The following is a 22,105-nucleotide window of genomic DNA, read 5'->3' as shown; positions in this document are numbered from 1 at the left end:
CCCTCAACCCAGTTGAATCGTTGTATCGTCAACGAATTGGACCACCGGGATCGGCAGGTTCTCGGGCGCCGGGCCCTTGCGGATCCGCCCGGCCGAATCGTAATGCGAACCGTGGCAGGGGCAGAACCAGCCGTCGAAGTCGCCGGCCCCGTCGCCAAGCGGGACGCAGCCGAGATGCGTGCAGACGCCCCATTGCACGAGCCATTGCTCGGCATCGGGCATGGCGCGGTTTTCGTCGGTTGCGGGCGCATCGTCGGGCAGGTTCGCGTTGCGGGCAAGCTGGTCCGGCAGTCTCGAGATGTCCTCCTCGCGCGCCTCGTCGATCTCTGCCTGGGTACGGTGGCGGATGAACACGGGTTTGCCGAGGTAATTGACGGTAAGCTGGGTGCCTTCGCTGACGCCGCTGATGTCGATCTGGATCGACGACAGCGCCTGCACATCGGCCGAGGGATTCATCTGATTCACCAACGGCCAGATCGCGGCACCTGCGGTCACGGCCCCTGCGCCGGCAGTGGCATAATAGAGGAAATCCCTCCGGGTGCCTTCGTGGTGTTCTGCGTGGGACACGAGGTTCTGCTCCATATTCCTGAGCCCGGGACCGGGCATGAGTCTGCGCCGCATTGCGCGACAGTCACGAGCGCGTGTCTAGCGGCGCAAAACGCGCTCGTCCAGCGTTCATAGATGCGGCACAAAGGCATTCTTGAGCAATGTCGCAGATCTGCAGCGAGTATCGCATCCTCGATCCGGTCAGATTTCGCGGCCGAGATAATCCTGCAGCATGGCCGGCGGATTGGCGAGAAGTTCTGCCGTCGGCTGCGGCGGCGCGGCGATTCCCGCATCCACCACAATGGTTTGCGGGGTGAGGCGGCGCGCATCGGCCGGGTCGTGGCTGACCATGAGCAAAGTCGTGCCCTTTTCGGCGCAGAGGTCGGCCACGAGGTCGAGCATGGCGCGCTTGAGCGCCGGCCCGAGCGCGGCGAAGGGCTCGTCGAGCAGCAGGACGGGGCGGTCCTGCACCAATACGCGGGCGAGCGCGGCGCGGCTCTGCTGGCCGCCGGAAAGCTCGGCCGGGCGGCGCGCGCCCAGCCCGGCAAGCCCGACCCGTTCGAGCGCCGCATCGACACGCGCCCGGGCGGCGCGGTCAAGCCGCAGGTCGGGGCGGATGCCGAGGCCCACGTTGTTGGCGATGGTGAGATGCGCAAACAGGTTGCCGTCCTGGAACAGCATCGCGACCGGGCGCTTGCCGGGCACCAGCGCGGTGATATCGGCGCCGCGCCAGGCGATGCGCCCCTGCCGCAGCGGGCGGAAACCCGCGATCCCCTCGAGCAGGGTGCTCTTGCCCGCCCCCGATGGCCCCATCACCGCGACCCGCGCCCCTTCCGCGACCGAAAAGTCGGCCTCGACGGTGAAAGGGCCGCTCAGGATCACGGCGCGTTCAAGCTTCAGCATGGAACTTTCCCCCGCGGTCGAACAGCCAGAACAGCGACATGGACAGCGCGAGCAGCAGCAGGGCCGCCGCCGCCGAGGCCTCCATGCGATAGCTGCCCATGAGTTCATAGACCACAAGCGGCAGCGTCTTCTGACCGGGCGAGGCAAACAGCGCGATCACCCCGAGGTCGCCCATGGAGAGCGCGGCGGACAGACCCGCGGCAAAGCCGATCTGGGCCCGCATCCGCGGCAGCAGGATGCGGCGCGTGAACCACCAGCGGCCAAGGCCGAGCGACTGCGCAAGCCGCCCGTCCTGCGCCGCCACCTGCCGGGCCCGCGGCAGCAGGATGCGCATGGCGAAGGGCAGCGCCATCACCGCATTCACGGCCCCCGTAAGCGGCAGCGCCATCAGCAGCGGGTCGGCCAGCGGGTTGATGATGATGAACAGCCCGGTGCCGATCACCAAAGGCGAGACCGCAAGCCCGAGCAGCGCGGCAAGTTCGACCACCCCGCGTCCCCGTCCGGCCACGGCTGCCGCGCTCATGGGCAGGGAGATCAGCAGCATGACGAGCGTGCTGGCGAGCGCGACCAGCACCGAATTGAGTGCCGCCCCGCGCACCACGGGCGGCAGGGCCCAAAGACCCGGCACCCCGGCCGTGACCACCGCCGCAAGCGGCAGCAGCAGAAGCAGCGCCGCCAGTGCGATCAGCAGGGCATCGAGCAGCCGATACCGCAGGGTCGCCCCGTCCCAGCGATCGAGCACGCGCCCGAGCCCGGTGCCAAGGCTTTCGCCGCGCCCGAGCCGTAACGCCAGCAGCGCGGCGCCGAAGGTCAGGGCGATCTGCATGCAGGCAAGCCAGGCCGCGCGGCCAAGGTCGAATTCGATGCGGAAAGCCTGATAGATCGCGAGTTCGATCGTGGTGGCACGCGGCCCGCCGCCCAGCGTCAGCGCAACGGCAAAGCTGCTGAGGCAGATGGCAAAGATCACCGCCGCCGCCCCGGGCAGGGTGCGCCGCAGCATCGGGCGTTCGAGCAGGCGGCCGATGTCGCGGGGGGTAGCGTCCAGTTGCGCGGCAAGGCGGAACTGCTCGGCCGGGATCTCCTGCCAGCCCTGCAGCACCAGCCGGGTCGCCAGCGGCAGGTTGAAGAACACATGCGCAAGCACCACCCCGTGCAGCCCGTAAATCTGAAGCGGCGGCAGCCCGACGAGGCCAAGCCCCGCGCTGACCCAGCCGGCGCGCCCGAACACGGTGATCAGCCCCAGCACCGCGACGATCACAGGCAGGATGAAGGGTGCGCCGAACAGCGCGATCAGCAGCCGGCGTCCGCGAAAGCGCCGCCGGGCCAGCGCCCGCGCCAGCGGCACCGCGAGCGCGGTGCTGAAGCCGGCCGAAAGCAGCGCCTGCACCAGCGTGAAGCGGATCGCGGCCCAGTCGGCGGCACTGCCGATCCGTGCACCGGGGCTGGCCTGGCCGATGACCGCGATCAGCGCGCCGAGCGTGAGCGCCGCGACCAGCCCGCCGGCGATCCAGCCGGGCACGCGGGCCAGCAGGGCGCTGCCCGGCACTGCGGCGCCTAGCGGGACAGCGCGTCGAGCCATTCGGCCAGCGCCTCGTCACGCAGCGCCGCCGCCCGCCCGGGGTCGAGCAGCAGCACCTTTTCCGGCGGGGGCGGCGGGTCGAACCCCTCGGCAAGCCCACCCGGCGGGAGCACGGCGGGATACATCCAGTTTCCGGTCATGAAGGCCGCCTGCGCCTTGTCCGAAAGAAGGAACTGCAGGAATTCCTGCGCAAGCTCCGGCTCGCGGCTGTTCTTCAGCCGCGCGGCGACTTCGATCTGCGCATAGTTCCCTTCGCTGAACAGGGCCGCCTCGATGCTGTCGTCATCCTCGGCAATGCGGTGATAGGCGGGCGAGGTGGTCCAGGACAGCACCATGTCGGATTCACCGTCGAGAAACAGCCCGTAGGATTCGCTCCAGCCCGGAGTGACCGTCACGATATTGTCGGCAAGCCCCTTCCAGATCCCGGGTGCCTCGTCGCCATAGGCGTCGCGCACCCAGAGCAGAAGCCCGAGCCCCGGCGTCGAGGAGCGCGGATCCTGGATGATGATCTTGAGGTCGCTGTCCGCAAGTTCCCGAAAGCTGCCGGGTGCGGGCGTCTCCTTGCGGTGCACGAAGGCGAAAAGCGACCAGTCATAGGGCACGAATACCGGATCATCCCATGTCACCGGCAGGTCGTAATCGGCCTCGACCCCGCTCGGCGCGAAAAGTCCGGTCTCGCGCGCCGCGGCGATCTGGTTGGTGTCGAGCCCGAGCACGACATCGGCGCGGTTGCGCGTCCCCTCGAGCCTGAGCCGCGCAAGAAACGTCGCCCCGTCGCCGATGCCCAGCAGATTGAGCCGGCAGTCGCACTGGTCCTCGAAAGCGGCCTTGATCCTCGGCCCCGGTCCCCATTCGGTGAAGAAGCTTTCGTAGGTATAGACGGTGAGTTCCGGCTGCGCGGACAGCGCACCGGCCCAGAAGATACCCGCAGCGATCGCAAGGCGTTTCATCGTCATCCTCCGTCGCGGCAGAAGGCAAAGCGGTGGATGAACCCGGACCTTCCCTCCGCCAGCACGACCTGGTTCAGGTTCAACGGGTCCGCGCAGGGTGCGCGTCTCAGCCCGTGACGGGCTCCCCGAGGCGGGACCAGTCTAGGGTGCCGCCAGCGCGGCGGCAAGATGAAAGCGCTTGAGACGGCGGGGGGGCGCCGCTAAGGACGGGGCAGGATCCGCACCCGCAAGGAAAGCCCCATGTCGTTCAACAGCTTCGGCCGCCTGTTCCGCGTCACCACCTGGGGCGAAAGCCACGGGCCCGCGCTCGGGGCGACGGTCGACGGCTGCCCGCCGCGCGTCGGCATTGACGAGTCCATGATCCAGCACTGGCTGGACCGCCGCAAGCCGGGGCAGAGCCGCCACACCACCCAGCGGCGCGAACCCGACCGGGTGCGCATCCTTTCGGGCGTGTTCGAGGGGCAGACCACCGGCACGCCGGTGCAGTTGATGATCGAGAACATGGACCAGCGCTCGAAGGATTACGGCGACATCGCCGAAAAGTTCCGCCCCGGCCATGCGGACATGACCTATTGGCAGAAATACGGGATCCGCGACTATCGCGGCGGCGGGCGCTCTTCGGCGCGGGAAACGGCGGCGCGGGTCGCGGCCGGCGGGCTGGCCCGGGCGGCGCTTGCCGGTCTGCTGCCCGACCTGCGGATCACCGGTTACATGGTGCAGATCGGCAGGCACCGGATCGACCGCGCGCGGTTCGATGCGGCCGAGATCGAGCGCAACCCCTTCTGGTGCCCGGATGCCGGGGCTGCGGAACTCTGGGCCGGCTATCTGGACGAGGTGCGCAAGGACCGCAACTCGGTCGGCGCGGTGGTCGAGGTCCGGGCCTCGGGCCTGCCCGCCGGGCTCGGCGCGCCGGTCTACGGAAAACTCGATACCGATCTGGCGGCGGCGATGATGAGCATCAACGCGGTCAAGGGGGTGGAGATCGGCGAGGGCATGGCCGCGGCCGAACTCACCGGCGAGGCCAATGCCGACGAGATTTTTCCCGGCGAGAACGGACAGCCCGTCTATTCCAGCAATCACGCGGGCGGGATCCTCGGCGGAATCAGCACCGGGCAGGACGTGGTGCTGCGTTTCGCGGTCAAGCCGACCTCGTCCATCATGCGCCCGCGCAGCACCGTGACGAAGGCAGGCGAGCCGGCCGAGATCGTCACCCGGGGGCGGCACGACCCCTGCGTCGGCATCCGCGCGGTGCCGGTGGCGGAGGCGATGATGGCCTGCGTCCTGCTCGACCATTACCTGCTGCACCGCGGCCAGATCGGTGCCGGCCCGGTGCCGCTCGGCTGAGGCCCGGCGCAGGGAACGCGGAAAGCGGCCGGGAGTTCCGTTTCCGGCGTCCAGGCAGGGCATCTCAGGCAACCCGGACATGTGGCCAGCCGGGCTTTCCCATTCAGTGATCCATGAATACGGCCACCACAACCCGCAGCGGCGTGGCGGCCGCGATCATCGCCCCCCCGTTGCTGGCGCGGCATATCCGACCGCCTGCCGCGCTCCGGGGCTGTCCGGGAACTGTCCGGGTTGATGGTGCGGCAGATATCGTCGCGCCGGGCCGTTGTCTGACCGGCCCGGTCTGATCTGCCTGACCTCGCGGCAATGACCGGCCGGCGGGGCCGGCGGTCAGCTGCGAACCAGCTTTTCGTAGGTTTCGGCGATGTCGCGGGTCAGGGCGCCGACCTCGAAGCGGAAATCCTCGCCGATCTGCCCCACCGGCGTGACCTCGGCGGCGGTGCCGGTGAGCCAGCACTGTTCGAACCCCTCGAGCTCCTCGGGCTTGATGTGGCGCTCGTGCACCCTGATGCCCTTTTCATGCAGCAGCCCGATCACGGTCTGGCGGGTGATGCCGTCAAGGAAACAGTCGGGCAGGGGGGTGTGGACCTCGCCATCCTTGACGAAGAAGATGTTGGCGCCCGTCGCCTCGGCCACATAGCCGCGGTAGTCGAGCATCATCGCATCCGAACAGCCCTTGGCCGCGGCCGCGTGCTTGGACATGGTGCAGATCATGTAAAGCCCGGCGGCCTTGGCCTTGCAGGGGATGGTGTCGGGACTCGGGCGGCGCCATTTCGCGATGTCGAGTTTCGCGCCGCTGGTCTTGGCATCGCCGTAATAGGCGCCCCATTCCCAGGCCGCGACCGCCATGCGCAGCGGGTTGCGTGCGCTCGCGACCCCCATGTCCTCGCCGGCACCGCGCCAGGCGACGACGCGCACATAGGCGTCGCGCATGCCGTTCGCCTCGAGCACAAGCGCCTTGGCCGCGTCGATCTCGTCCGCCGTATAGGGCAGCGGCATGTCGAGAAGCGCGCCCGAGCGGATCAGGCGTTCGCTGTGTTCGCGCCCCTTGAAGATGGTGCCGTTGTAGCAGCGCTCGCCCTCGAAGACGGCGCTGGCGTAATGCAGCGCATGGGTCAGGATATGCACATTCGCATCGCGCCACGGAACCAGTTTTCCGTCCATCCAGATCTGGCCGTCGCGGTCGTCATAGCCTGCCATGTTCAACTCCTGATTTGCGGGGATACTCCTGACTCCGAATGAATACGGGGCGCGGAAAGCAGCATGGAAACCCGGATTCGATACTGCTCGAGCCTTGGAATGTCAATAAGGCTGACGTATGCTCTGGCGAGAAACGGGGCAGAGCGCAGGATGGCGGAGTCATGACGGCGGAACAGGACAGCACGAATATGGGCGCGCCGTTCCCGAGCGACGAGCAGTTGCGCCGGGGCATCGAGGCGATGTTCTTTGCCTATCGCGGCTTCACCGCCGATCCCGACCTGATTCTTGCGGATCTCGGCTATGGGCGCGCCCATCATCGTGCGATCCATTTCATCAACCGCATGCCGGGAACCACGGTGAGCAACCTGCTGGAGATTCTCGGCGTGACCAAGCAGTCGCTGAACCGGGTGCTGCGGCGGCTGATCGGGGACGGGCTTGTGGAAAGCCGGGTCGGGACGCTCGACCGGCGCGAGCGTCACCTTGCGCTGACCGCTTCGGGGGTGGCGCTCGAGCACCGGCTGTCTGCCGCGCAGCGGGCGCGGCTTTCGGCCGCTTTCGACGCCGCCGGCCCCGAGGCCGTGGCCGGGTTTCACCGCGTGCTCGATGCGATGATGGACCCGGCGCTGCGCGAGATCCGGACCCGGATCGGAAAGAGGCCGGCATGAGCGCTCCCGAACCGCATCTGCTGATCATCGACGATGACGAGCGCATCCGCAGCCTGTTGTGCAAATACCTGCTGCGCAACGGTTTCCTGGTGACGGCGGCGCGCGATGCAGCGCATGCGAGGCGTCTGCTCGCGGGGCTCGACTTCGACCTCCTGGTGCTTGACGTGATGATGCCGGGCGAGGATGGGGTCAGCCTGACCCGGTCCTTGCGCGAGCAGCGCGACACGCCGATCCTGCTGCTGACCGCGCGGGGCGAGACCGGGGACCGGATCCGCGGGCTCGAGGCGGGGGCCGACGACTACCTGACCAAGCCTTTCGAGCCGAAGGAACTGCTGCTGCGGATCAATGCCATCCTGCGCCGCATGCCCGAGCCCTCGGCGGCCAGCGATCTGCCCAAGTTCCTGCATCTCGGCCCGATCCGCTATGACGTGGAACGCGGCGAGATGTGGCGGGGCGATGCGCCGGTGCGGCTGACCGCGACCGAAAGCCAGCTCATGCGGATCTTTTCGGCCCGTCCGGGCGAGGCGGTCAGCCGGGCGCGCCTTGTCGAGGACCTGGGCCGCGACGGCGGGCAGGCGCAGGAGCGGGCGGTGGATGTGCAGATCACCCGGCTGCGGCGCAAGATCGAGGCCGATCCGAAACAGCCCCGCTATTTGCAGACCGTGCGCGGCTCGGGTTACATGCTGGCGCCCGATTGAGCGGGCAGGGGCCTCCGGCGGGGATATTTACGGCCAGAAGAAGCCGGCTGCCGCAGGGCCCGGGCGGGCCGGGGCCGGAGCATCCGGTGAAAGGAGATCGACGTGACGACTGCGCTTCTGACCCATGCGGATTGCCTGGCCCATGTGACCCCCGCGGGGCATCCCGAACAGGTTGCGCGGCTCGAGGCGGTGCTGGAGGCGCTGGCGCCGCTCGACCTGCTGCGATCGGACGCGCCGCTGGCGGAGGAGGCGGCGATTCTGCGGGCGCATCCGGCACATTACCTTGCCCGGCTGCGCGCGGCGCTGCCGCAGGACGGCGGGCGGGCGCTTGATTCCGATACCTGGCTGTCGCCCGGATCGCTCGATGCCGCGTTCCGTGCCGCGGGGGCGGTGGTTCGCGCCGTGGATATGGTGATCGCCGGCGAGGCGGGAAATGCCTTTTGCGCGACCCGCCCGCCCGGGCACCACGCGGAGCGGGAGACCGCCATGGGGTTCTGCCTGTTCTCGAACGTGGCGATCGGGGTGAAACATGCGCTCGACCACCACGGGCTTTCCCGTGTGGCGGTGGTGGATTTCGACGTGCATCACGGCAACGGCACGCAGGACATTCTTTGGGACGAGGCGCGGGCGCTGATGATTTCGAGCCATCAGGTGCCGCTTTATCCGGGCACCGGCAATGCGCAGGAGCGGGGGGCGCATGGCAATATCCTGAACCTGCCGCTTGCACCCGGAAGCGGCGGGGCCCTGATGCGGCGCGAATACGAAAGACAGGTCTTCCCGCGCCTGCGCGATTTCGCGCCCGAACTGATCCTGATCTCGGCGGGTTTCGATGCCCATCGCGCCGACCCGCTTGCCCAGCTTGACTGGACGGAGGACGATTTCGCCTGGGTGACGCGCGGGATCTGCGCGGTCGCTGCCGAAACCTGCGGCGGGCGGGTGGTCTCGGCGCTCGAGGGTGGTTATGATCTCGGTGCGCTCGCCGCTTCGGTGCGCGCCCATGTGCAGGAACTGATGAAGGCCGCGAAATGAGCGAGATACCCGTCGCGACGATGAGCTTTGAAGAGGCGATGAAGGCCCTGGAAGAGGTCGTGAACCAGCTGGACCAGGGGGATGTGGCGCTTGACCGTTCGATCGAGCTTTACGAGCGCGGCGCGGCGCTGAAGAAGCGGTGCGAGGACGAATTGCGCCGGGCCGAGGAAAAGGTCGCGGCGATCACGCTGGACGGAGAGGGCAACCCGACGGGTCTGCGCCCGCTCGGCGGCGAGGGGAACGATGCCGGACAGGGCGGCGGTGGCGACGGCCGGTTCTGAGCCGGGCGCGGCGGTGATGACGGCCGGTTTCGGCGCCTGTCTTGCGGCGGCGGCGCGGCGGATCGACGCCCATCTCGGCGAGGTTCTGCGCGGCTTTCCCGACCACACCGTGACGCAGGCCATGATCCATGCGATCCGGGGCGGCAAGGGGCTGCGCGGGTTTCTCGTGCTCGAGAGCGCGGCGCTGCATGATGTGGCACCCGGCCGTGCGATCTGGCCGGCGGCGGCGATCGAGGCGATGCATGGCTACAGCCTCGTGCATGACGATCTGCCCTGCATGGATGACGACCATCTGCGCCGGGGCGAGCCGACGGTGCACGTGAAATGGGATGAGGCGACGGCGGTGCTGGCCGGGGATGCCCTGCAGGCGCTCGCCTTCGAGCTTGCCGCCCATCCGGGGGCCGGCCCGGGCGGGATCCGTGCCGAGCTTGCGCTCAGTCTGGCGAGGGCGGGCGGGGCCGGCGGCATGGTCATGGGGCAGGCGCTTGATATCGCGGCGGAAACTGCCGAAGTGCCGCTGACATTGGCCCAGATCACGGCGCTGCAGGCCGGCAAGACCGGCGCGCTGATCGACTGGGCGGCCTGTGCCGGGGCGCGGCTGGCCGGGGCCGATCCGGGGCCGTTTCATGCCTATGCGGCGGCGCTTGGCCTTGCCTTTCAGATCGCCGACGACATTCTTGATGTCGAGGGGGATGCGGATCGTGCCGGCAAGAGCCTGCGCAAGGATATGCGGGCCGGCAAGGCCACTTTCGTTTCGCTGCTCGGGCTGGCCGGGGCGCGGGCGCGGGCGGCCGAGCTTGCGGGGGAAGCCTGCGAAGCGCTGGCCCCCTTCGGCGCGCGTGCCGACGGCTTGCGTGCTGCCGCGCGCTTCGCTATCTCGCGCGATAACTGACCTCGCCCCCTGAAAGGAGGCGCCCGCCATGTCCAAGAGTCCCGAGACACCGCTGCTCGACCGGGTGGCCGCCCCGGCCGACCTGAAGCGCCTCGATACCGCGCAACTGACCCGGCTTGCCTCGGAGTTGCGGGCCGAGACGATCTCGGCCGTGTCCGAGACCGGGGGGCATCTCGGGGCCGGGCTCGGGGTGGTGGAACTGACCGTGGCCCTGCATGCGGTATTCGACGCGCCGCGCGACAAGATCATCTGGGACGTGGGGCATCAGGCCTATCCGCACAAGATCCTGACCGGGCGGCGCGACCGCATCCGCACCCTGCGCCAGAAGGGGGGACTGTCGGGGTTCACCAAGCGCAGCGAAAGCCCCTATGATCCGTTCGGCGCGGCCCATTCCAGCACCTCGATCAGCGCCGCGCTCGGCTTTGCGGCGGCGCGCGATCTGGGCGGCACGGTGCCCGAGGGGCTGGGCGACGTGGTTGCGGTGATCGGCGACGGCGCCATGAGCGCGGGCATGGCCTATGAGGCGATGAACAATGCCGGCGATCTTGGCAAGCGGCTGTTCATCATCCTGAACGACAACGAGATGAGCATCGCCCCGCCGGTGGGCGCCATGTCGCGCTACCTGTCGCGCCTTTACACCGAGGGGCCGTTCCAGGAATTGCGCGCCGCCGCCAAGGGGGCGGTTTCGCTGCTGCCCGAGCCGTTCCAGACCGGGGCGAAACGCGCCCATGATGCGCTGAAGGGGCTTACCATCGGGGGCACCCTGTTCGAGGCGCTGGGCCTCTCCTATGTCGGGCCGATCGACGGGCACGATATGGAGCAGCTCATGGCGGTGCTCCGCACGGTCAAGGCACGGGCGACGGGGCCGGTGCTGATCCACGCGCTGACCCGCAAGGGCAAGGGCTATGCCCCGGCCGAATCCGCCCGTGACCGGGGTCATGCGACGGCGAAATTCGACCTGGTGACGGGCCAGCAGCACAAGGCGCCGCCGAACGCGCCGAGCTATACCAGCGTTTTCGGCAAGACGCTGGTCGCGCTTGCCGCCGCGGACGAGCGGATCTGCGCCATCACCGCCGCCATGCCGGATGGCACCGGCCTTGACCTGTTTGCCGAACGCTACCCTTCGCGCTGTTTCGACGTGGGCATTGCCGAACAGCACGGGGTGACATTCGCAGCCGGGCTGGCCGCCGGGGGGATGCGGCCGTTCTGCGCGCTCTATTCGACCTTTCTGCAACGCGGTTACGACCAGGTCGTGCATGATGTGGCGATCCAGCGCCTGCCGGTGCGTTTCGCCATCGACCGTGCGGGGCTCGTCGGCGCGGACGGGGCGACCCATGCCGGCAGTTACGACATCGCCTTCCTGGCCAATCTGCCCGGTTTCGTCGTCATGGCCGCAGCGGACGAGGCGGAGCTTGTGCATATGGTCGCGACCGCCGCCGCTCATGACGAGGGGCCGATCGCCTTCCGTTATCCGCGCGGCGAAGGCGAAGGCGTCGATCTGCCCGAACGCGGCGAGGTGCTTGCGATCGGGCGCGGGCGCATGATCCGGGAAGGACGTCGCGTTGCGATCCTTTCCTTCGGGACGCGGCTGTCCGAGGTCAGCAAGGCGGCCGAGGCGCTTGCCGCGCGTGGCATCGAGCCGAGCGTGGCGGATGCGCGCTTTGCGAAACCGCTCGACCGCGATCTGATCCTGCGCCTTGCCGCCGGACACGAGGCGCTCATCACCGTCGAGGAAGGCGCGGTCGGGGGCTTCGGCAGCCATGTGGCGCAGCTTCTGGCCGACGAGGGCGTGTTCGACGGCGGGCTGAAGTTCCGCTCCATGGTCCTGCCCGATACCTTCATCGACCAGGCATCGCCGGCGGACATGTATGCCAGCGCCGGGCTCGACGCCGCGCATATCGAGGCGAAGGTGCTGGAAACGCTCGGGGTCGCCTCGATCGGGCGGCGCGCCTAGGGACGGCTCATGCGGGGCGTTCGCGCTCGGCCGACAGGATCGCGGCCAGCCCTTCGCGATAGGTCGGGTAGCGCAGCCGCACGCCGAGTTCGCTCTTGATCAGGGCGTTTCGGACCCGCTTGTTTTCGGCATAGAAACTTTGCCCCATGGGCGACAGACCGGCCTCGGCAAGGGGCACCTCGGGGGGCGGGGGCAGGCCGAGCAGGTCCGCGGCGTGGCCCAGCACGTCCTGCGGCGGAGCCGGGTCGTCGTCGCACAGGTTGTAGATCGCGCCCGGGCGGGGCCGGCGGATCGAGGCCGCGAGCACCGCGGCGATGTCCTCCACATGAATGCGCGAGAACACCTGCCCGGGCTTTATGATCCGGCGCGCAGTTCCGGCCCTGACCTTTTCGAAGGGGCCGCGCCCCGGGCCGTAGATGCTGGCAAGACGGAAGATATGGAGCGCAAGGCCCGGGATCGCCTGCCATGCGGCCTCGGCCTCCGCGCGCAATTCGCCGCGCCGGGTGGTCGGGGCGAGCGGGGTTTCCTCGTCCACCCAGCCGCCGCCATGATCGCCATAGACCCCGGTGGTCGAGAGATACCCGACCCAGCGGAGCCGGCCGGCCAGTGCGGCGATGCGCCCGCCCAGCCGGGCAAGTGTCGGGTCTCCGGCCTCGGTCGGGCCGGCCGAGATCAGCAGATGGGTCGCGGATTCGAGCGCGAGCGTCCCGGCCTCGTCGGGCCAGAGGCGGGGGGTTGCGCCGCTGGCGCGGATCGCCTCGAAATGCGCCCGCTCGCGGGTCGTGCCGATGACGGTCCAGCCGGCGGGGACGAGCAGGTGCGAGAGCGCCTGCGCGCAATAGCCGTGTCCGAAGGAGAGAAGCGCGGTCATGCTGGCCGGTTTCCTTTTGCTCGCGCGATCCGCAGGCCACCCGGGCGGACCCTGCGTAACATCCGGCCGTTCAAGGCACTTGATTTCCTGCGCGCTGGTCGCGTTTCATGGAGGGTATGAGCGACGATTCTCCCGATCTCAAGGCCGTTTACGCCCCGAAGACCGCCGAAGAGGCGCGGCGGTTCTATGACGACTGGGCCGATGGCTACGACGCCGGCTTTGCCACGCGCGAGGATTACCGCCTGCATGTCGAGACCGCCCATGCCTTTGTCGAGGCGGGCGGCCAGGGGCCGGTGCTGGATGTGGGGGCGGGAACCGGGCTTTGCGGTGCGGTGCTCGCCGATCTCGGCGTCGGCCCGATCGACGCGGTGGACATCAGCGAGGCGATGCTGGCCATTGCCATGCGCAAGGATGTCTACCGCGACGCGATCGTGACCGACCTGAACCAGGGCGTCCCGGTGCCGCCCGACAGCTATGCCGGGATCGTGTCCTCGGGGCTGTTCACGCTGGGCCATGCCGGGCCCGAGACCGTCGACGGGCTGTTGCGGGTGGCGCGGCGCGGAGCGCAGTTCGCCCTGTCGATCAATGCGCGCCATTTCGAGGACGCGGGCTTTGGCAGCATGTTCAGGACGCTGGAAAGCCACCGGATCCGCAATCTCGCCCTGCCCAAGCGGCGGATCTATGGCCCGGGTGCCCGGGGTGAGCACAAGGACGAGATTGCGCTGATCGCCCTGTTCGAAAAGGCCTGAGCCTCGGCAGGCGGGCTAGGCGGGCAGGCGGGCCGGGCCACGCCTGCCCTATCTGCGCGGATCGAGAAGCCGGTCGAGGATCGCGGTGCGGGTGATCTGCCCGACCGGTTGGCCGTCCCGCAGCACCAGGACCGCCCCTTCGTGATCGCGCGCCATGCGCATCACCTCCTGTATCGTGGCTTCGGGCGTGACGGTCGGTGCGCCGGGCAGGGCCGCGCCCGGGTCGAGCGGAACCGCCACGTCGCTTGCCCGCAGCACGCCGAGCGGGTTCATGTGGGCGACGAAATCGGCCACGTAGCCGCTGGCCGGATGGGTGAAGATCTCGGGCGGCGTGCCGCATTGCACGATGCGCCCGCCTTCCATGATCGCGATGCGGTCGCCAAGGCGGAAGGCCTCATCAAGGTCGTGGCTCACGAACAGGATGGTGCGGCGCAGCCGCTTCTGCAGGTCGATGAGCTCCCCTTGCAGGCGGGTGCGGATCAGCGGATCGAGTGCGGAAAAGGGCTCGTCCATGAGCAGGATCGGCGCATCGGTCACGAAAGCGCGGGCAAGGCCCACGCGCTGCTGCATCCCGCCCGAAAGCTCGGACACCTTGTAGTCGCCCCAGTCGGAGAGGCCGACGAGATCGAGTTGCTTTTCGACCCGCTCGCGGCGCGCCGCCCGGCCCAGCCCTGCAAGTTCGAGCCCGAGCCCGACATTCTCGGCCACGCTGCGCCAGGGCAGCAGGCCGAACTGCTGGAACACCATGGCGATATGGTGCTGGCGCAGCCGCCGCAGCGTCGCCGGCCCGGCATGGGTGATGTCCACCATACGTTCGCCGTCATGGATGCGCACCTCGCCGCGCGCTACCGGGTTGAGCCCGTTCACCGTGCGCAGCAGCGTCGATTTCCCGGACCCGGACAGGCCCATCAGCACGACGATCTCGCCCACGCCCACGTCGAGCGTGCAATCGTGGACCCCGAGGATCTGCCGGGTGCGCTTCTGCACCTCGGCGCGCGAGAGTCCCTCGTCCATGAGCGGCAGGGCGCGTTCGGGGTGGCGGCCGAACACCACCGAGACGGCGTCGAATTCAACGGCGTTTGGCTGCGTCATTTGCGTTCAACCCGCAGCATGCGGTCGAGGATGATGGCAACCACGACGATGATGAAACCGGATTCGAAACCGAGCGCCGGGTTCACCTGGTTGAGCGCCCGCACCACCGGCACGCCGAGCCCGTCGGCACCGACCAGTGCCGCAATCACCACCATCGACAGCGACAGCATGATGGTCTGGTTGAGCCCGGTCATGATCTGCGGCAGGGCCGAGGGCAGCTCGACCTTCCACAGAAGCTGCCGCGGCGTCGCACCAAAGGCGCGGGCGGCCTCGATCAGCGGCATCGGCGTCGAGGAAATGCCGAGCTGGGTCAGCCGGATCGGCGCCGGCAGCACGAAGATCACCGTCGAAATAAGCCCCGGCACCATGCCGATGCCGAAAAACACGATCGCGGGGATCAGATAGACGAAGGTCGGCAGGGTCTGCATCAGGTCGAGGATCGGGCGCACCACGCGGAACAGGCGCGGACGGTGGGCGACCGCGATTCCGATCGGCACGCCGAGCCCCATGCAGACCACACAGGCCGCAAGCACCAGCGTCAGGCTTTCGGTGGTCGCTTCCCAATAGCCCTGGTTGAGGATGAACAGCAGCCCGAGCGCCACGAAAACCGCAAGCGTGATGCGCCGCTGGAGGATCCAGCCGAGCCCCGCGATCACCGCGACGACGATAAGCGGATGAGGCGTCTGCAACAGCCAGAGCAGCGCGTCGATCATGGCGAGCATGGCATGCGAGAGCCCGTCGAAGATCCAGCCCCCGTGCGCCTGGAGCCAGTCGAAGAACCGCCCCGCGCTGCGACCTACGGGAATCTTCGTTCCGGTCAGCCAATCCATCACGGCATTTCCTCCCGTGCGTGGTTTTCATGCATTTCCGGGCCCGCGCTCGGTCCCGGCCGGATCCGGCGGCGGCAGATCGGGTGCATGACGCCCCGGCGGAGCGGTTCGAGCCTCGCCGGGGCGTCAGCACGTCAGCAGATCAAAGCCCGAGCGCGGCCTTGGCGGCGGGAAGCGCATCTTCGCTTTCGTCGGCGGTCTTTACCCCGTCGAGCCAGGTGTCGAGCACCTCGGGATGAGCGGTCAGCCAGGCCGTCGCGGCCTTGCGCGGCTCGACCCCGTCGTCGAGAATCGCGCCCATGATCTCGTTTTCCATCTCCAGCGTGAAGGACAGGTTTTCAAGGAACTGTCCCATGTTCGGGCATTCCTGCGCATAGCCTTCGCGGGTGTTGGTATAGACCGTCGCACCGCCGAGGTCGGGGCCGAAATAATCGTCGCCGCCCGGCAGATAGGTGATGTCGAAGTTGGCATTCATCGGGTGCGGCTCCCAGGCGAGAAAGACGATCGGATCGTCCCCGCTGCGGCGCACCTGCGCAAGCATCCCCTGTTCCGAGGATTCCACCAGCTTGAAACCGCCAAGCCCGAAGGCATCGTCGTCGATCATGGTCTGCACGGTGCGGTTGCCGTCATTGCCGGGTTCGATTCCATAGATCTTGTCGTCGAGCAGATCGCCATGCGGAGCGATGTCGGCAAAGCTTTCGATCCCGGCGGCGGCCCCGGCGGCATTGGTCGCAAGCGTGTATTTCGCGCCCTCGAGGTTCGCGCGGACGGTTTCGACCGTGCCGTCGTCGCGATACTTGGCGATATCGCCCTCCATGGTCGGCATCCAGTTGCCGAGGAACACGTCGATGTCGCCCTTGGACAGGGACACATATGTGACGGGAACCGAGAGAACCTTGACGTCAACCTTGTAGCCGATCGATTCGAGCACGACGCTGGTCGCTGCCGTTGTCGAGGTGATGTCGGTCCAGCCCACATCGGAAAAACGAACCAGATTGCAATCGGCAAATGCCGGCGTCGCGGCAAGGGCGAGAGCCGGGATCGTGGAAAGCAGACGCATGGGGTGGGCTCCTTGTCGGTGATGCTGTCGGTATTGTTATCATTCGACGCCTGACGGATAATCAGGGCGTGGGGTTGCGCATTCGGGGATGTCCGGCGCGCGCGGGCCGCCGGACAACCGCCGCGATCATACACGAACCTTCCCTTCAGGGAAACGCTCTGTAGGCCCGCGTGCCGCGCCCGGGCGACCCGGACAGACCCGATCAGAAGGCAGCATGACATGACATACCAGATTCAGCCCCTCGCCAGCCATTACATCGCCGGCGAATATGTCGAGGATAGCGCCGGCGACGAAATCCCGGTCGTGAACCCCGCGACCGGCGAGCGGATCGCCCGCGTCCATGCCGCGACGCCGGCGCTGATCGAGCGCGCGATCGCCAGCGCCGCCGCGGCGCAGGAGGCCTGGGCCGCCCTGCCGGGGGTCGAGCGGGGCCGCGTGCTGCGTCGTGCCGCGGATCTCATCCGCGCGCGCAATCGCGAGCTCAGCATTCTCGAGACGCTGAACACCGGCAAGCCGCTGCAGGAAACGCTGGTCGCCGATGCGGTGAGCGGGGCCGATTCACTGGAATATTTCGGCGGCATCGCGGCGACGCTCGGCGGGGAACATATCCAGATCGGGGAAGACTGGGTCTATACCCGGCGCGAACCGCTCGGCGTCTGTGTCGGCATCGGCGCTTGGAACTATCCCGCGCAGATCGCCTGCTGGAAAAGCGCGCCGGCGCTGGCCTGCGGCAATGCGATGATCTTCAAACCCTCCGAGACGACCCCGCTTTCGGCGCTGAAGGTGGCCGAGATCCTGACCGAGGCGGGATTGCCCGCCGGGCTTTTCAACGTGTTGCAGGGGATGGGAGAGGTCGGTGCGGCCCTGGTCGCGGATCCGCGCGTCGCCAAGGTCTCGCTCACCGGGTCGGTGGCGACGGGGCGGCGGATCTACGCGGCGGCGGGAGAGGGGCTCAAGCATGTGACCATGGAGCTTGGCGGAAAATCCCCGCTCATCGTGTTTGAGGATGCCGATATCGAGGATGCGGTCGGCGGCGCGATCCTCGGCAATTTCTATTCCTCCGGGCAGGTCTGTTCGAACGGCACCCGGGTGTTCGTGCAGAAGGGCATCAAGGAGCGCTTCCTCGCCCGGCTCGAAGAGCGCCTGCGCGACGTGGTGATCGGTGATCCAATGGACGAATCGGTGAACTTCGGCCCGCTTGTCAGCGCGAAACAGCTCGAGATCGTGACGTCCTACGTGGCCCGGGGGCGCGAGGAGGGGGCGCGGCTCGTCGTGGGCGGCGAGGTGCTCGACCGCCCGGGTTTCTGGATCACGCCGGCGGTGTTCGCCGATGTCGGCGACCAGATGACCATCGCGAGGGAGGAAATCTTCGGCCCGGTCATGGCGGTGCTCGATTTCGATACCGAGGACGAGGTGATCGCCCGCGCCAATGCCACCGAATACGGGCTGTCGGCCGGGGTCTTTACCCGGGACATCTCGCGCGCGCACCGGGTGGTCGCGCGGCTGCGTGCCGGAAGCTGCTTCATCAACTCCTATAACGACACGCCGGTCGAGGCCCCCTTCGGCGGCACCAAGGCATCCGGGGTGGGGCGGGAGAACTCCCGCGCGGCGATCGAGCATTACAGCGAGCTGAAATCGGTGTTCGTGCGCATGGGCCGGGTCGAGGCGCCCTATTGAAAGGCGCCGGAAACGGCAGCGGGGCGGCCCGGAAGGGCCACCCGGAAAGCGGTCGAAACCGCAGGGGACAATGAACGACGGAGAAAGAGGGGAGGCGCGTCAGCTTCCCCAGGTGCGGATCTGGCCGCAATCCATATGCACGAAATTCGAGCCGGAGTAGCGCCCGACACCGCCGCCGCGACAGGCCTGGGCGGCCTTGGCCATCTGGTTGACCGAGCGCGATGCAAGCCGCAGGTCGGCCGCCTGCCCCTTGAGGTGCAGCGAATTCTTGGCCACACCGCCCGAGCGGCCGCGCAGCATCGCGTTGGTTTCGGGGGTGCGGTAGCCGGACAGCAGCATGTAGGGCTCGTGCACGTCCATGAGGCGATGCGCGGCCGACATGATGTCGATGGTGCGCACATCCATGTTGTGCTGCTTGTTCGAGCGCCAGTCGCGCATGAAGAAATTGATCTCGCTCACCGCCTCGGGGATATAGTCGCCGTCGATCCAGTAGATCGTGTCGAGGCGTTCGCCCGTGCGGCCCGAATACATGCGGATCCGCCGGATGTCGCCGCCACCGCGAAGAAAGCCTGCCGCGTTGGCGAAAGTAGGGGCCGCCGTCACCGCGGTGGCCGCAAACGCACCCAATAGGGCACGCCGGGTGAAACCAGTGCCTGCTCGGTCTGTCATGATGTTACTGCGCCGTCCCTTGCGTAGTTTTCTGCCTGTCGGCGGTGTTACGCCGTGTTCTTTTCTCTATTCCGAGATAGGAATTTCTATGGCACAGACGGGCTCTCGGTCCAAGAAAATATTTTTCCCGCGCCGGCGCACGCGGTGGATCGGCAGATTCTCGCGCAGGGAACGGCTCTGGCGATAATCGCGGGAAACCGATGCAACCTTGCATCATCCCCGGCCCTGCGCACGCGCGGCCGTGATTGCCGATGGACATGTGGCCCCCGGTTTCCGAAAGTCCGAAGCGACATGAGCTCTGCTTCGGATGCGTCGGTTTTCCCGAGGAAATTTCCACAATGGCCTTTTTCTTGCGCGGTCCTTCACTGATTTCCGGTCTGCTTGCCGCAGTCCTGCTTCTGCCTGTGGCGGATCCGCTGCCCGCCGCGGAATCCGCCCCCGCCGGCGCCTTTTCCCAATCGGTTGCGGTCGCGTCGGCCGGGGATGAGGCGATGGCCGAATTCTATCGTGCCCGCGGCTATGCGCCGCTCTGGACCGGGGTGGGGGAACGGTTCCGCGCCCGCCGGCAGGCGCTGTTCGACTCGCTTGGCCGTGCGGCGCTGCACGGGCTGCCGGTCGCGCGCCACGATACCGCGGAACTGCTGGCGCAGATGCGCGATGCCCGCGACATCCGCGATCTCGGTGCGGTCGAAGTGGCGCTGAGCCGGGCCTTCCTGCGCTATGCGCGCGACCTGCAGAGCGGGATCCTGGTGCCGCGCCAGGTCGATTCGGGACTCGTGCGCGAAGTGACGCGCCCCGATCCGCTCGTGCTGCTGCGCGGCTTTGCGACGGCGGAATCAGCAGCCGGGTTCCTTGCCGCGCTGGCGCCTGCCACGGCCGAATACCGCGCCCTGATGAAGGCGCGGCTCGACCTGGAAACGGCGATTGCCGCTGGCGGCTGGGGTTCCGGTGTGCCGGAGGGGCCGACGCTGCGCCCCGGCGAGAGCGGCGAGCGGGTGATCGCGCTGCGCAACCGGCTGGTCGCCATGGGATACATGAAACGCTCGGCCAGCCCGACCTATGACGCGGCCCTGCAGGAGGCGGTGCAGCGGTTTCAGGACCGCCACGGGCTTGCCGCCGACGGAATCGCCGGGCCGGTCACCGTGACCGAAGTCAACGTGCCGATGGAGCAGCGGCTGAAATCGGTGCTGGTCGCGCTCGAGCGCGAGCGCTGGCTGAACATGGACCGGGGCGAGCGGCATATTCTCGTCAACATGACCGATTTCACCACCCGCATCGTCGACCACGGGGAAGTGACATTCGAGACCCGCTCGGTCATCGGCATGAACGCCGACGGGCGGCGCAGCCCCGAATTCTCGGACGAAATGAGCCATATGGTGGTGAACCCGACCTGGTATGTGCCGCGTTCGATCGTGACTCAGGAATATCTGCCGCAGTTGCGCCGGAACCCCTATGCGGTCAGCCATCTGGTCATCACCGACAGCAGCGGCCGGCAGATCGACCGCCGGGCGGTCGATTTCACGCAGTATACCGCGCGCAATTTCCCCTTTTCCATGCGCGAACCGCCCAGCCAGCGCAATGCGCTCGGACAGGTCAAGTTCATGTTCCCGAACAAATACAACATCTACCTGCACGACACGCCGTCGAAGTCGCTGTTCAACCACGATGCGCGCGCCTTTTCCCACGGCTGCATCCGCCTTGCGGATCCGGTGGACTTCGCCAAGGCCCTGCTGGCGCCGCAGACCGACGACCCCGACGGACTGTTCCGCTCGACACTGAACACGGGGCGCGAGACCCGCATCAATATCGAGCCGCCGGTGCCGGTGCACCTGATCTATCGCACCGCCTTTACCGACGGGCGGGGCAGCGTGGACTTCCGCCGCGACGTCTATGGGCGGGATGCGCGCATCTGGGAGGCGCTGGCACGCGCGGGGGTGGCCCTGCCGGAGGTTCGCGGATAATCTGCGCCCGGACAACGGCAGGAAACCAGCGATGAGCCACACCATCCAGCAAATCGCCGCCGCGATCGGCGCCGAAACGGCGGGCGACGTGACGATCGTCGTCGATCGTGCGGCGGAACCGGCCAGTGCCGGGCCGGAGGATCTCGCGCTGGCGATGACGCCGAATTACGGCGAGGCGCTGGCGCAGGGGAAGGCCCGTGCGGCAATACTTTGGCCCGGCGCGGACTGGCGCGCCATGGGGCTTGAGGCGGCGGTGTTCGCGCCGCGCCCGCGCCGCGCCATGGCCGGGCTCACGGCGCTGCTGGACGAGGGGCAGGGATTTGCTCCCGGCATCCATGCGAGCGCGGTGATCGACCCGAGCGCCGAAATCGGCGCGCGCGTGTCGATCGGCCCCTTCAGCGTGATCGGCGCCCATGCGCGGATCGGGCCGGATTCGGTGATCGGCCCGCAATGCCACGTGGGGGCGCAGGCCGTGCTGGGCGAGGGTGCCTTCCTGCGCGAGATGGTCAGCATCGGCGCGAGGGTGCGGATCGGCGCGCGGTTCATCGCCCAGCCGGGGGCACGGATCGGCGCGGACGGGTTTTCCTTTGTCACCCCCGAGGTGTCGGGGGTCGAGAACGTGCGCAAGACGCTCGGCGATACCGGCGATGCCGGCGCGCAGAGCTGGGTGCGCATCCATTCGCTCGGCTCGGTCGAGATCGGCGACGATGTGGAGGTCGGCGCCAACAGCACCATTGATAACGGCACGATCCGCGCCACCGTTCTGGGCAACGGGACGAAACTTGATAACCTTGTTCATGTGGGGCACAACACGCGCGTCGGGCATGACTGCCTGCTCTGCGGGCAGGTCGGTGTGTCGGGTTCGGTCGAGATCGGCAACCACGTGGTTCTGGGCGGACAGGTCGGCGTCGTGGACAATATCTTCATCGGCGACGGGGTGATCGCCGCCGGCGGCACCAAGATCCTCTCGAATGTTCCGGCCGGGCGCGTGCTCATGGGCTATCCGGCGGTGCGGATGCAGACGCATACCGAAATCTACAAGGCCCAGCGTCGTCTGCCGCGGCTGCTGCGTGATGTCGCTGCGCTGAAAAAGGCGGTTTTCAATCCGGGATCGAACGACTAAGTGAGGCGCAACGCGTGAGTGCAGGATGTCGG

General features: G+C 68.0%; 21 protein-coding genes and 1 riboswitch. Of the genes, 11 read left to right on the top strand and 10 right to left on the bottom strand.

The features are described from left to right. Positions 1–3: 3 nt before the first annotated feature. From petA to thiB, 4 genes are all read right to left on the bottom strand, one after another. Positions 4–567, bottom strand: a complete 564-nt coding sequence (gene petA, locus B0B01_RS03065; RefSeq protein ID WP_076650021.1) for a ubiquinol-cytochrome c reductase iron-sulfur subunit — start codon at positions 565–567, stop codon at positions 4–6. A gap of 180 nt (positions 568–747) precedes the next feature. Beyond that, positions 748–1,449, bottom strand: coding sequence for a thiamine ABC transporter ATP-binding protein (locus B0B01_RS03060; protein WP_076647225.1), 702 nt, complete (start codon positions 1,447–1,449; stop codon positions 748–750). Beyond that, positions 1,436–3,028 (bottom strand): ABC transporter permease family protein, encoded by a 1,593-nt coding sequence (locus B0B01_RS03055; RefSeq protein ID WP_083946006.1) that lies wholly within the window; start codon positions 3,026–3,028, stop codon positions 1,436–1,438. Before B0B01_RS03055 ends, B0B01_RS03060 begins: the two co-directional genes overlap by 14 nt. Continuing rightward, positions 3,004–3,978: a thiamine ABC transporter substrate binding subunit gene (gene thiB, locus B0B01_RS03050; RefSeq protein WP_076647222.1), complete on the bottom strand. Its 975-nt coding sequence runs from the start codon at positions 3,976–3,978 to the stop codon at positions 3,004–3,006. Before thiB ends, B0B01_RS03055 begins: the two co-directional genes overlap by 25 nt. Before the next feature lie 33 nt (positions 3,979–4,011). Next, a riboswitch (TPP riboswitch) is annotated at positions 4,012–4,116 on the bottom strand. A 102-nt stretch (positions 4,117–4,218) separates the two neighbouring features. Here thiB and aroC point away from each other — a divergent pair. Then, positions 4,219–5,322 carry a chorismate synthase gene (gene aroC, locus B0B01_RS03045; RefSeq protein ID WP_076647217.1) on the top strand — a complete coding sequence of 368 codons (1,104 nt, stop codon included), beginning with the start codon at positions 4,219–4,221 and terminating at the stop codon, positions 5,320–5,322. A 330-nt stretch (positions 5,323–5,652) separates the two neighbouring features. Here the strand turns inward: aroC and B0B01_RS03040 are convergent, their stop codons facing one another. Then, positions 5,653–6,522: a branched-chain amino acid aminotransferase gene (locus B0B01_RS03040; RefSeq protein WP_076647213.1), complete on the bottom strand. Its 870-nt coding sequence runs from the start codon at positions 6,520–6,522 to the stop codon at positions 5,653–5,655. 161 nt (positions 6,523–6,683) lie between these two features. Between B0B01_RS03040 and B0B01_RS03035 the strand changes: the two genes are divergently transcribed. The 6 genes from B0B01_RS03035 (at position 6,684) to dxs (ending at position 12,041) form a co-directional block, all read left to right on the top strand. After that, positions 6,684–7,187: a MarR family winged helix-turn-helix transcriptional regulator gene (locus B0B01_RS03035; protein ID WP_076647210.1), complete on the top strand. Its 504-nt coding sequence runs from the start codon at positions 6,684–6,686 to the stop codon at positions 7,185–7,187. Further along, a complete protein-coding gene (locus B0B01_RS03030; protein WP_076647207.1) occupies positions 7,184–7,885 on the top strand; it encodes a response regulator in 702 nt (233 codons plus the stop codon). Before B0B01_RS03035 ends, B0B01_RS03030 begins: the two co-directional genes overlap by 4 nt. Positions 7,886–7,987: 102 nt before the next feature. Next, positions 7,988–8,914: a histone deacetylase family protein gene (locus tag B0B01_RS03025; protein ID WP_076647204.1), complete on the top strand. Its 927-nt coding sequence runs from the start codon at positions 7,988–7,990 to the stop codon at positions 8,912–8,914. After that, the gene (locus tag B0B01_RS03020; protein WP_076647201.1) at positions 8,911–9,195 is read left to right on the top strand and encodes an exodeoxyribonuclease VII small subunit; all 285 of its coding nucleotides are present in this window, start codon (positions 8,911–8,913) and stop codon (positions 9,193–9,195) included. The genes B0B01_RS03025 and B0B01_RS03020 overlap by 4 nt, the downstream gene beginning before the upstream one ends. A gap of 16 nt (positions 9,196–9,211) precedes the next feature. Further along, entirely contained in the window at positions 9,212–10,087 is an 876-nt protein-coding gene (locus tag B0B01_RS03015) for a polyprenyl synthetase family protein (RefSeq protein WP_083946217.1), read from the top strand. A 28-nt stretch (positions 10,088–10,115) separates the two neighbouring features. After that, positions 10,116–12,041 carry a 1-deoxy-D-xylulose-5-phosphate synthase gene (gene dxs, locus B0B01_RS03010; protein WP_076647198.1) on the top strand — a complete coding sequence of 642 codons (1,926 nt, stop codon included), beginning with the start codon at positions 10,116–10,118 and terminating at the stop codon, positions 12,039–12,041. A 7-nt stretch (positions 12,042–12,048) separates the two neighbouring features. On the opposite strand, the gene B0B01_RS03005 is transcribed toward dxs, so the two are convergent. Continuing rightward, the gene (locus B0B01_RS03005; protein WP_076647195.1) at positions 12,049–12,912 is read right to left on the bottom strand and encodes an SDR family oxidoreductase; all 864 of its coding nucleotides are present in this window, start codon (positions 12,910–12,912) and stop codon (positions 12,049–12,051) included. 116 nt (positions 12,913–13,028) lie between these two features. On the opposite strand from B0B01_RS03005, the gene B0B01_RS03000 reads away from it, so the two are divergent. Next, on the top strand, positions 13,029–13,661 hold the full coding sequence (locus B0B01_RS03000; protein ID WP_076650018.1) for a class I SAM-dependent DNA methyltransferase: 633 nt from the start codon (positions 13,029–13,031) through the stop codon (positions 13,659–13,661). Between the two features lie 48 nt (positions 13,662–13,709). On the opposite strand, the gene choV is transcribed toward B0B01_RS03000, so the two are convergent. The 3 genes from choV to B0B01_RS02985 form a co-directional block, all read right to left on the bottom strand. Beyond that, entirely contained in the window at positions 13,710–14,753 is a 1,044-nt protein-coding gene (choV, locus tag B0B01_RS02995) for a choline ABC transporter ATP-binding protein (protein ID WP_076647192.1), read from the bottom strand. Continuing rightward, positions 14,750–15,583, bottom strand: a complete 834-nt coding sequence (gene choW / locus B0B01_RS02990; protein WP_076647187.1) for a choline ABC transporter permease subunit — start codon at positions 15,581–15,583, stop codon at positions 14,750–14,752. Before choW ends, choV begins: the two co-directional genes overlap by 4 nt. Positions 15,584–15,725: 142 nt before the next feature. Next, positions 15,726–16,643 carry a choline ABC transporter substrate-binding protein gene (locus tag B0B01_RS02985; RefSeq protein ID WP_076647184.1) on the bottom strand — a complete coding sequence of 306 codons (918 nt, stop codon included), beginning with the start codon at positions 16,641–16,643 and terminating at the stop codon, positions 15,726–15,728. A 219-nt stretch (positions 16,644–16,862) separates the two neighbouring features. Between B0B01_RS02985 and betB the strand changes: the two genes are divergently transcribed. Then, positions 16,863–18,320 carry a betaine-aldehyde dehydrogenase gene (gene betB / locus B0B01_RS02980; protein WP_076647181.1) on the top strand — a complete coding sequence of 486 codons (1,458 nt, stop codon included), beginning with the start codon at positions 16,863–16,865 and terminating at the stop codon, positions 18,318–18,320. A gap of 99 nt (positions 18,321–18,419) precedes the next feature. Here betB and B0B01_RS02975 read toward each other — a convergent pair whose 3' ends face one another. Continuing rightward, positions 18,420–18,989, bottom strand: a complete 570-nt coding sequence (locus B0B01_RS02975; protein ID WP_076647178.1) for a YcbK family protein — start codon at positions 18,987–18,989, stop codon at positions 18,420–18,422. Between the two features lie 338 nt (positions 18,990–19,327). On the opposite strand from B0B01_RS02975, the gene B0B01_RS02970 reads away from it, so the two are divergent. Next, positions 19,328–20,950, top strand: a complete 1,623-nt coding sequence (locus tag B0B01_RS02970) for a L,D-transpeptidase family protein (RefSeq protein ID WP_076647174.1) — start codon at positions 19,328–19,330, stop codon at positions 20,948–20,950. A gap of 31 nt (positions 20,951–20,981) precedes the next feature. Next, positions 20,982–22,073, top strand: coding sequence for a UDP-3-O-(3-hydroxymyristoyl)glucosamine N-acyltransferase (lpxD, locus tag B0B01_RS02965; RefSeq protein WP_076647171.1), 1,092 nt, complete (start codon positions 20,982–20,984; stop codon positions 22,071–22,073). Positions 22,074–22,105: the final 32 nt, after the last annotated feature.

Source organism: Pontibaca methylaminivorans (assembly GCF_900156525.1).
GTDB classification, from domain to species: Bacteria; Pseudomonadota; Alphaproteobacteria; order Rhodobacterales; family Rhodobacteraceae; genus Pontibaca; species Pontibaca methylaminivorans.
Note: the sequence above shows the minus strand (reverse complement) of the source record. Positions and strands in the feature narration are given on the sequence as shown.

What these genes read in the sequence shown, in the direction of transcription:
- B0B01_RS03060 (WP_076647225.1), bottom strand. Translation starts at nt 1,449, where the DNA reads ATGCTGAAGCTTGAACGCGCCGTGATCCTGAGCGGCCCTTTCACCGTC.
- B0B01_RS03055 (WP_083946006.1), bottom strand. Translation starts at nt 3,028, where the DNA reads ATGGCTCGACGCGCTGTCCCGCTAGGCGCCGCAGTGCCGGGCAGCGCC.
- thiB (WP_076647222.1), bottom strand. Translation starts at nt 3,978, where the DNA reads ATGAAACGCCTTGCGATCGCTGCGGGTATCTTCTGGGCCGGTGCGCTG.
- aroC (WP_076647217.1), top strand. Translation starts at nt 4,219, where the DNA reads ATGTCGTTCAACAGCTTCGGCCGCCTGTTCCGCGTCACCACCTGGGGC.
- B0B01_RS03040 (WP_076647213.1), bottom strand. Translation starts at nt 6,522, where the DNA reads ATGGCAGGCTATGACGACCGCGACGGCCAGATCTGGATGGACGGAAAA.
- B0B01_RS03035 (WP_076647210.1), top strand. Translation starts at nt 6,684, where the DNA reads ATGACGGCGGAACAGGACAGCACGAATATGGGCGCGCCGTTCCCGAGC.
- B0B01_RS03030 (WP_076647207.1), top strand. Translation starts at nt 7,184, where the DNA reads ATGAGCGCTCCCGAACCGCATCTGCTGATCATCGACGATGACGAGCGC.
- B0B01_RS03020 (WP_076647201.1), top strand. Translation starts at nt 8,911, where the DNA reads ATGAGCGAGATACCCGTCGCGACGATGAGCTTTGAAGAGGCGATGAAG.
- B0B01_RS03015 (WP_083946217.1), top strand. Translation starts at nt 9,212, where the DNA reads ATGACGGCCGGTTTCGGCGCCTGTCTTGCGGCGGCGGCGCGGCGGATC.
- dxs (WP_076647198.1), top strand. Translation starts at nt 10,116, where the DNA reads ATGTCCAAGAGTCCCGAGACACCGCTGCTCGACCGGGTGGCCGCCCCG.
- B0B01_RS03005 (WP_076647195.1), bottom strand. Translation starts at nt 12,912, where the DNA reads ATGACCGCGCTTCTCTCCTTCGGACACGGCTATTGCGCGCAGGCGCTC.
- B0B01_RS03000 (WP_076650018.1), top strand. Translation starts at nt 13,029, where the DNA reads ATGAGCGACGATTCTCCCGATCTCAAGGCCGTTTACGCCCCGAAGACC.
- choV (WP_076647192.1), bottom strand. Translation starts at nt 14,753, where the DNA reads ATGACGCAGCCAAACGCCGTTGAATTCGACGCCGTCTCGGTGGTGTTC.
- choW (WP_076647187.1), bottom strand. Translation starts at nt 15,583, where the DNA reads ATGGATTGGCTGACCGGAACGAAGATTCCCGTAGGTCGCAGCGCGGGG.
- B0B01_RS02985 (WP_076647184.1), bottom strand. Translation starts at nt 16,643, where the DNA reads ATGCGTCTGCTTTCCACGATCCCGGCTCTCGCCCTTGCCGCGACGCCG.
- betB (WP_076647181.1), top strand. Translation starts at nt 16,863, where the DNA reads ATGACATACCAGATTCAGCCCCTCGCCAGCCATTACATCGCCGGCGAA.
- B0B01_RS02975 (WP_076647178.1), bottom strand. Translation starts at nt 18,989, where the DNA reads ATGACAGACCGAGCAGGCACTGGTTTCACCCGGCGTGCCCTATTGGGT.
- B0B01_RS02970 (WP_076647174.1), top strand. Translation starts at nt 19,328, where the DNA reads ATGGCCTTTTTCTTGCGCGGTCCTTCACTGATTTCCGGTCTGCTTGCC.
- lpxD (WP_076647171.1), top strand. Translation starts at nt 20,982, where the DNA reads ATGAGCCACACCATCCAGCAAATCGCCGCCGCGATCGGCGCCGAAACG.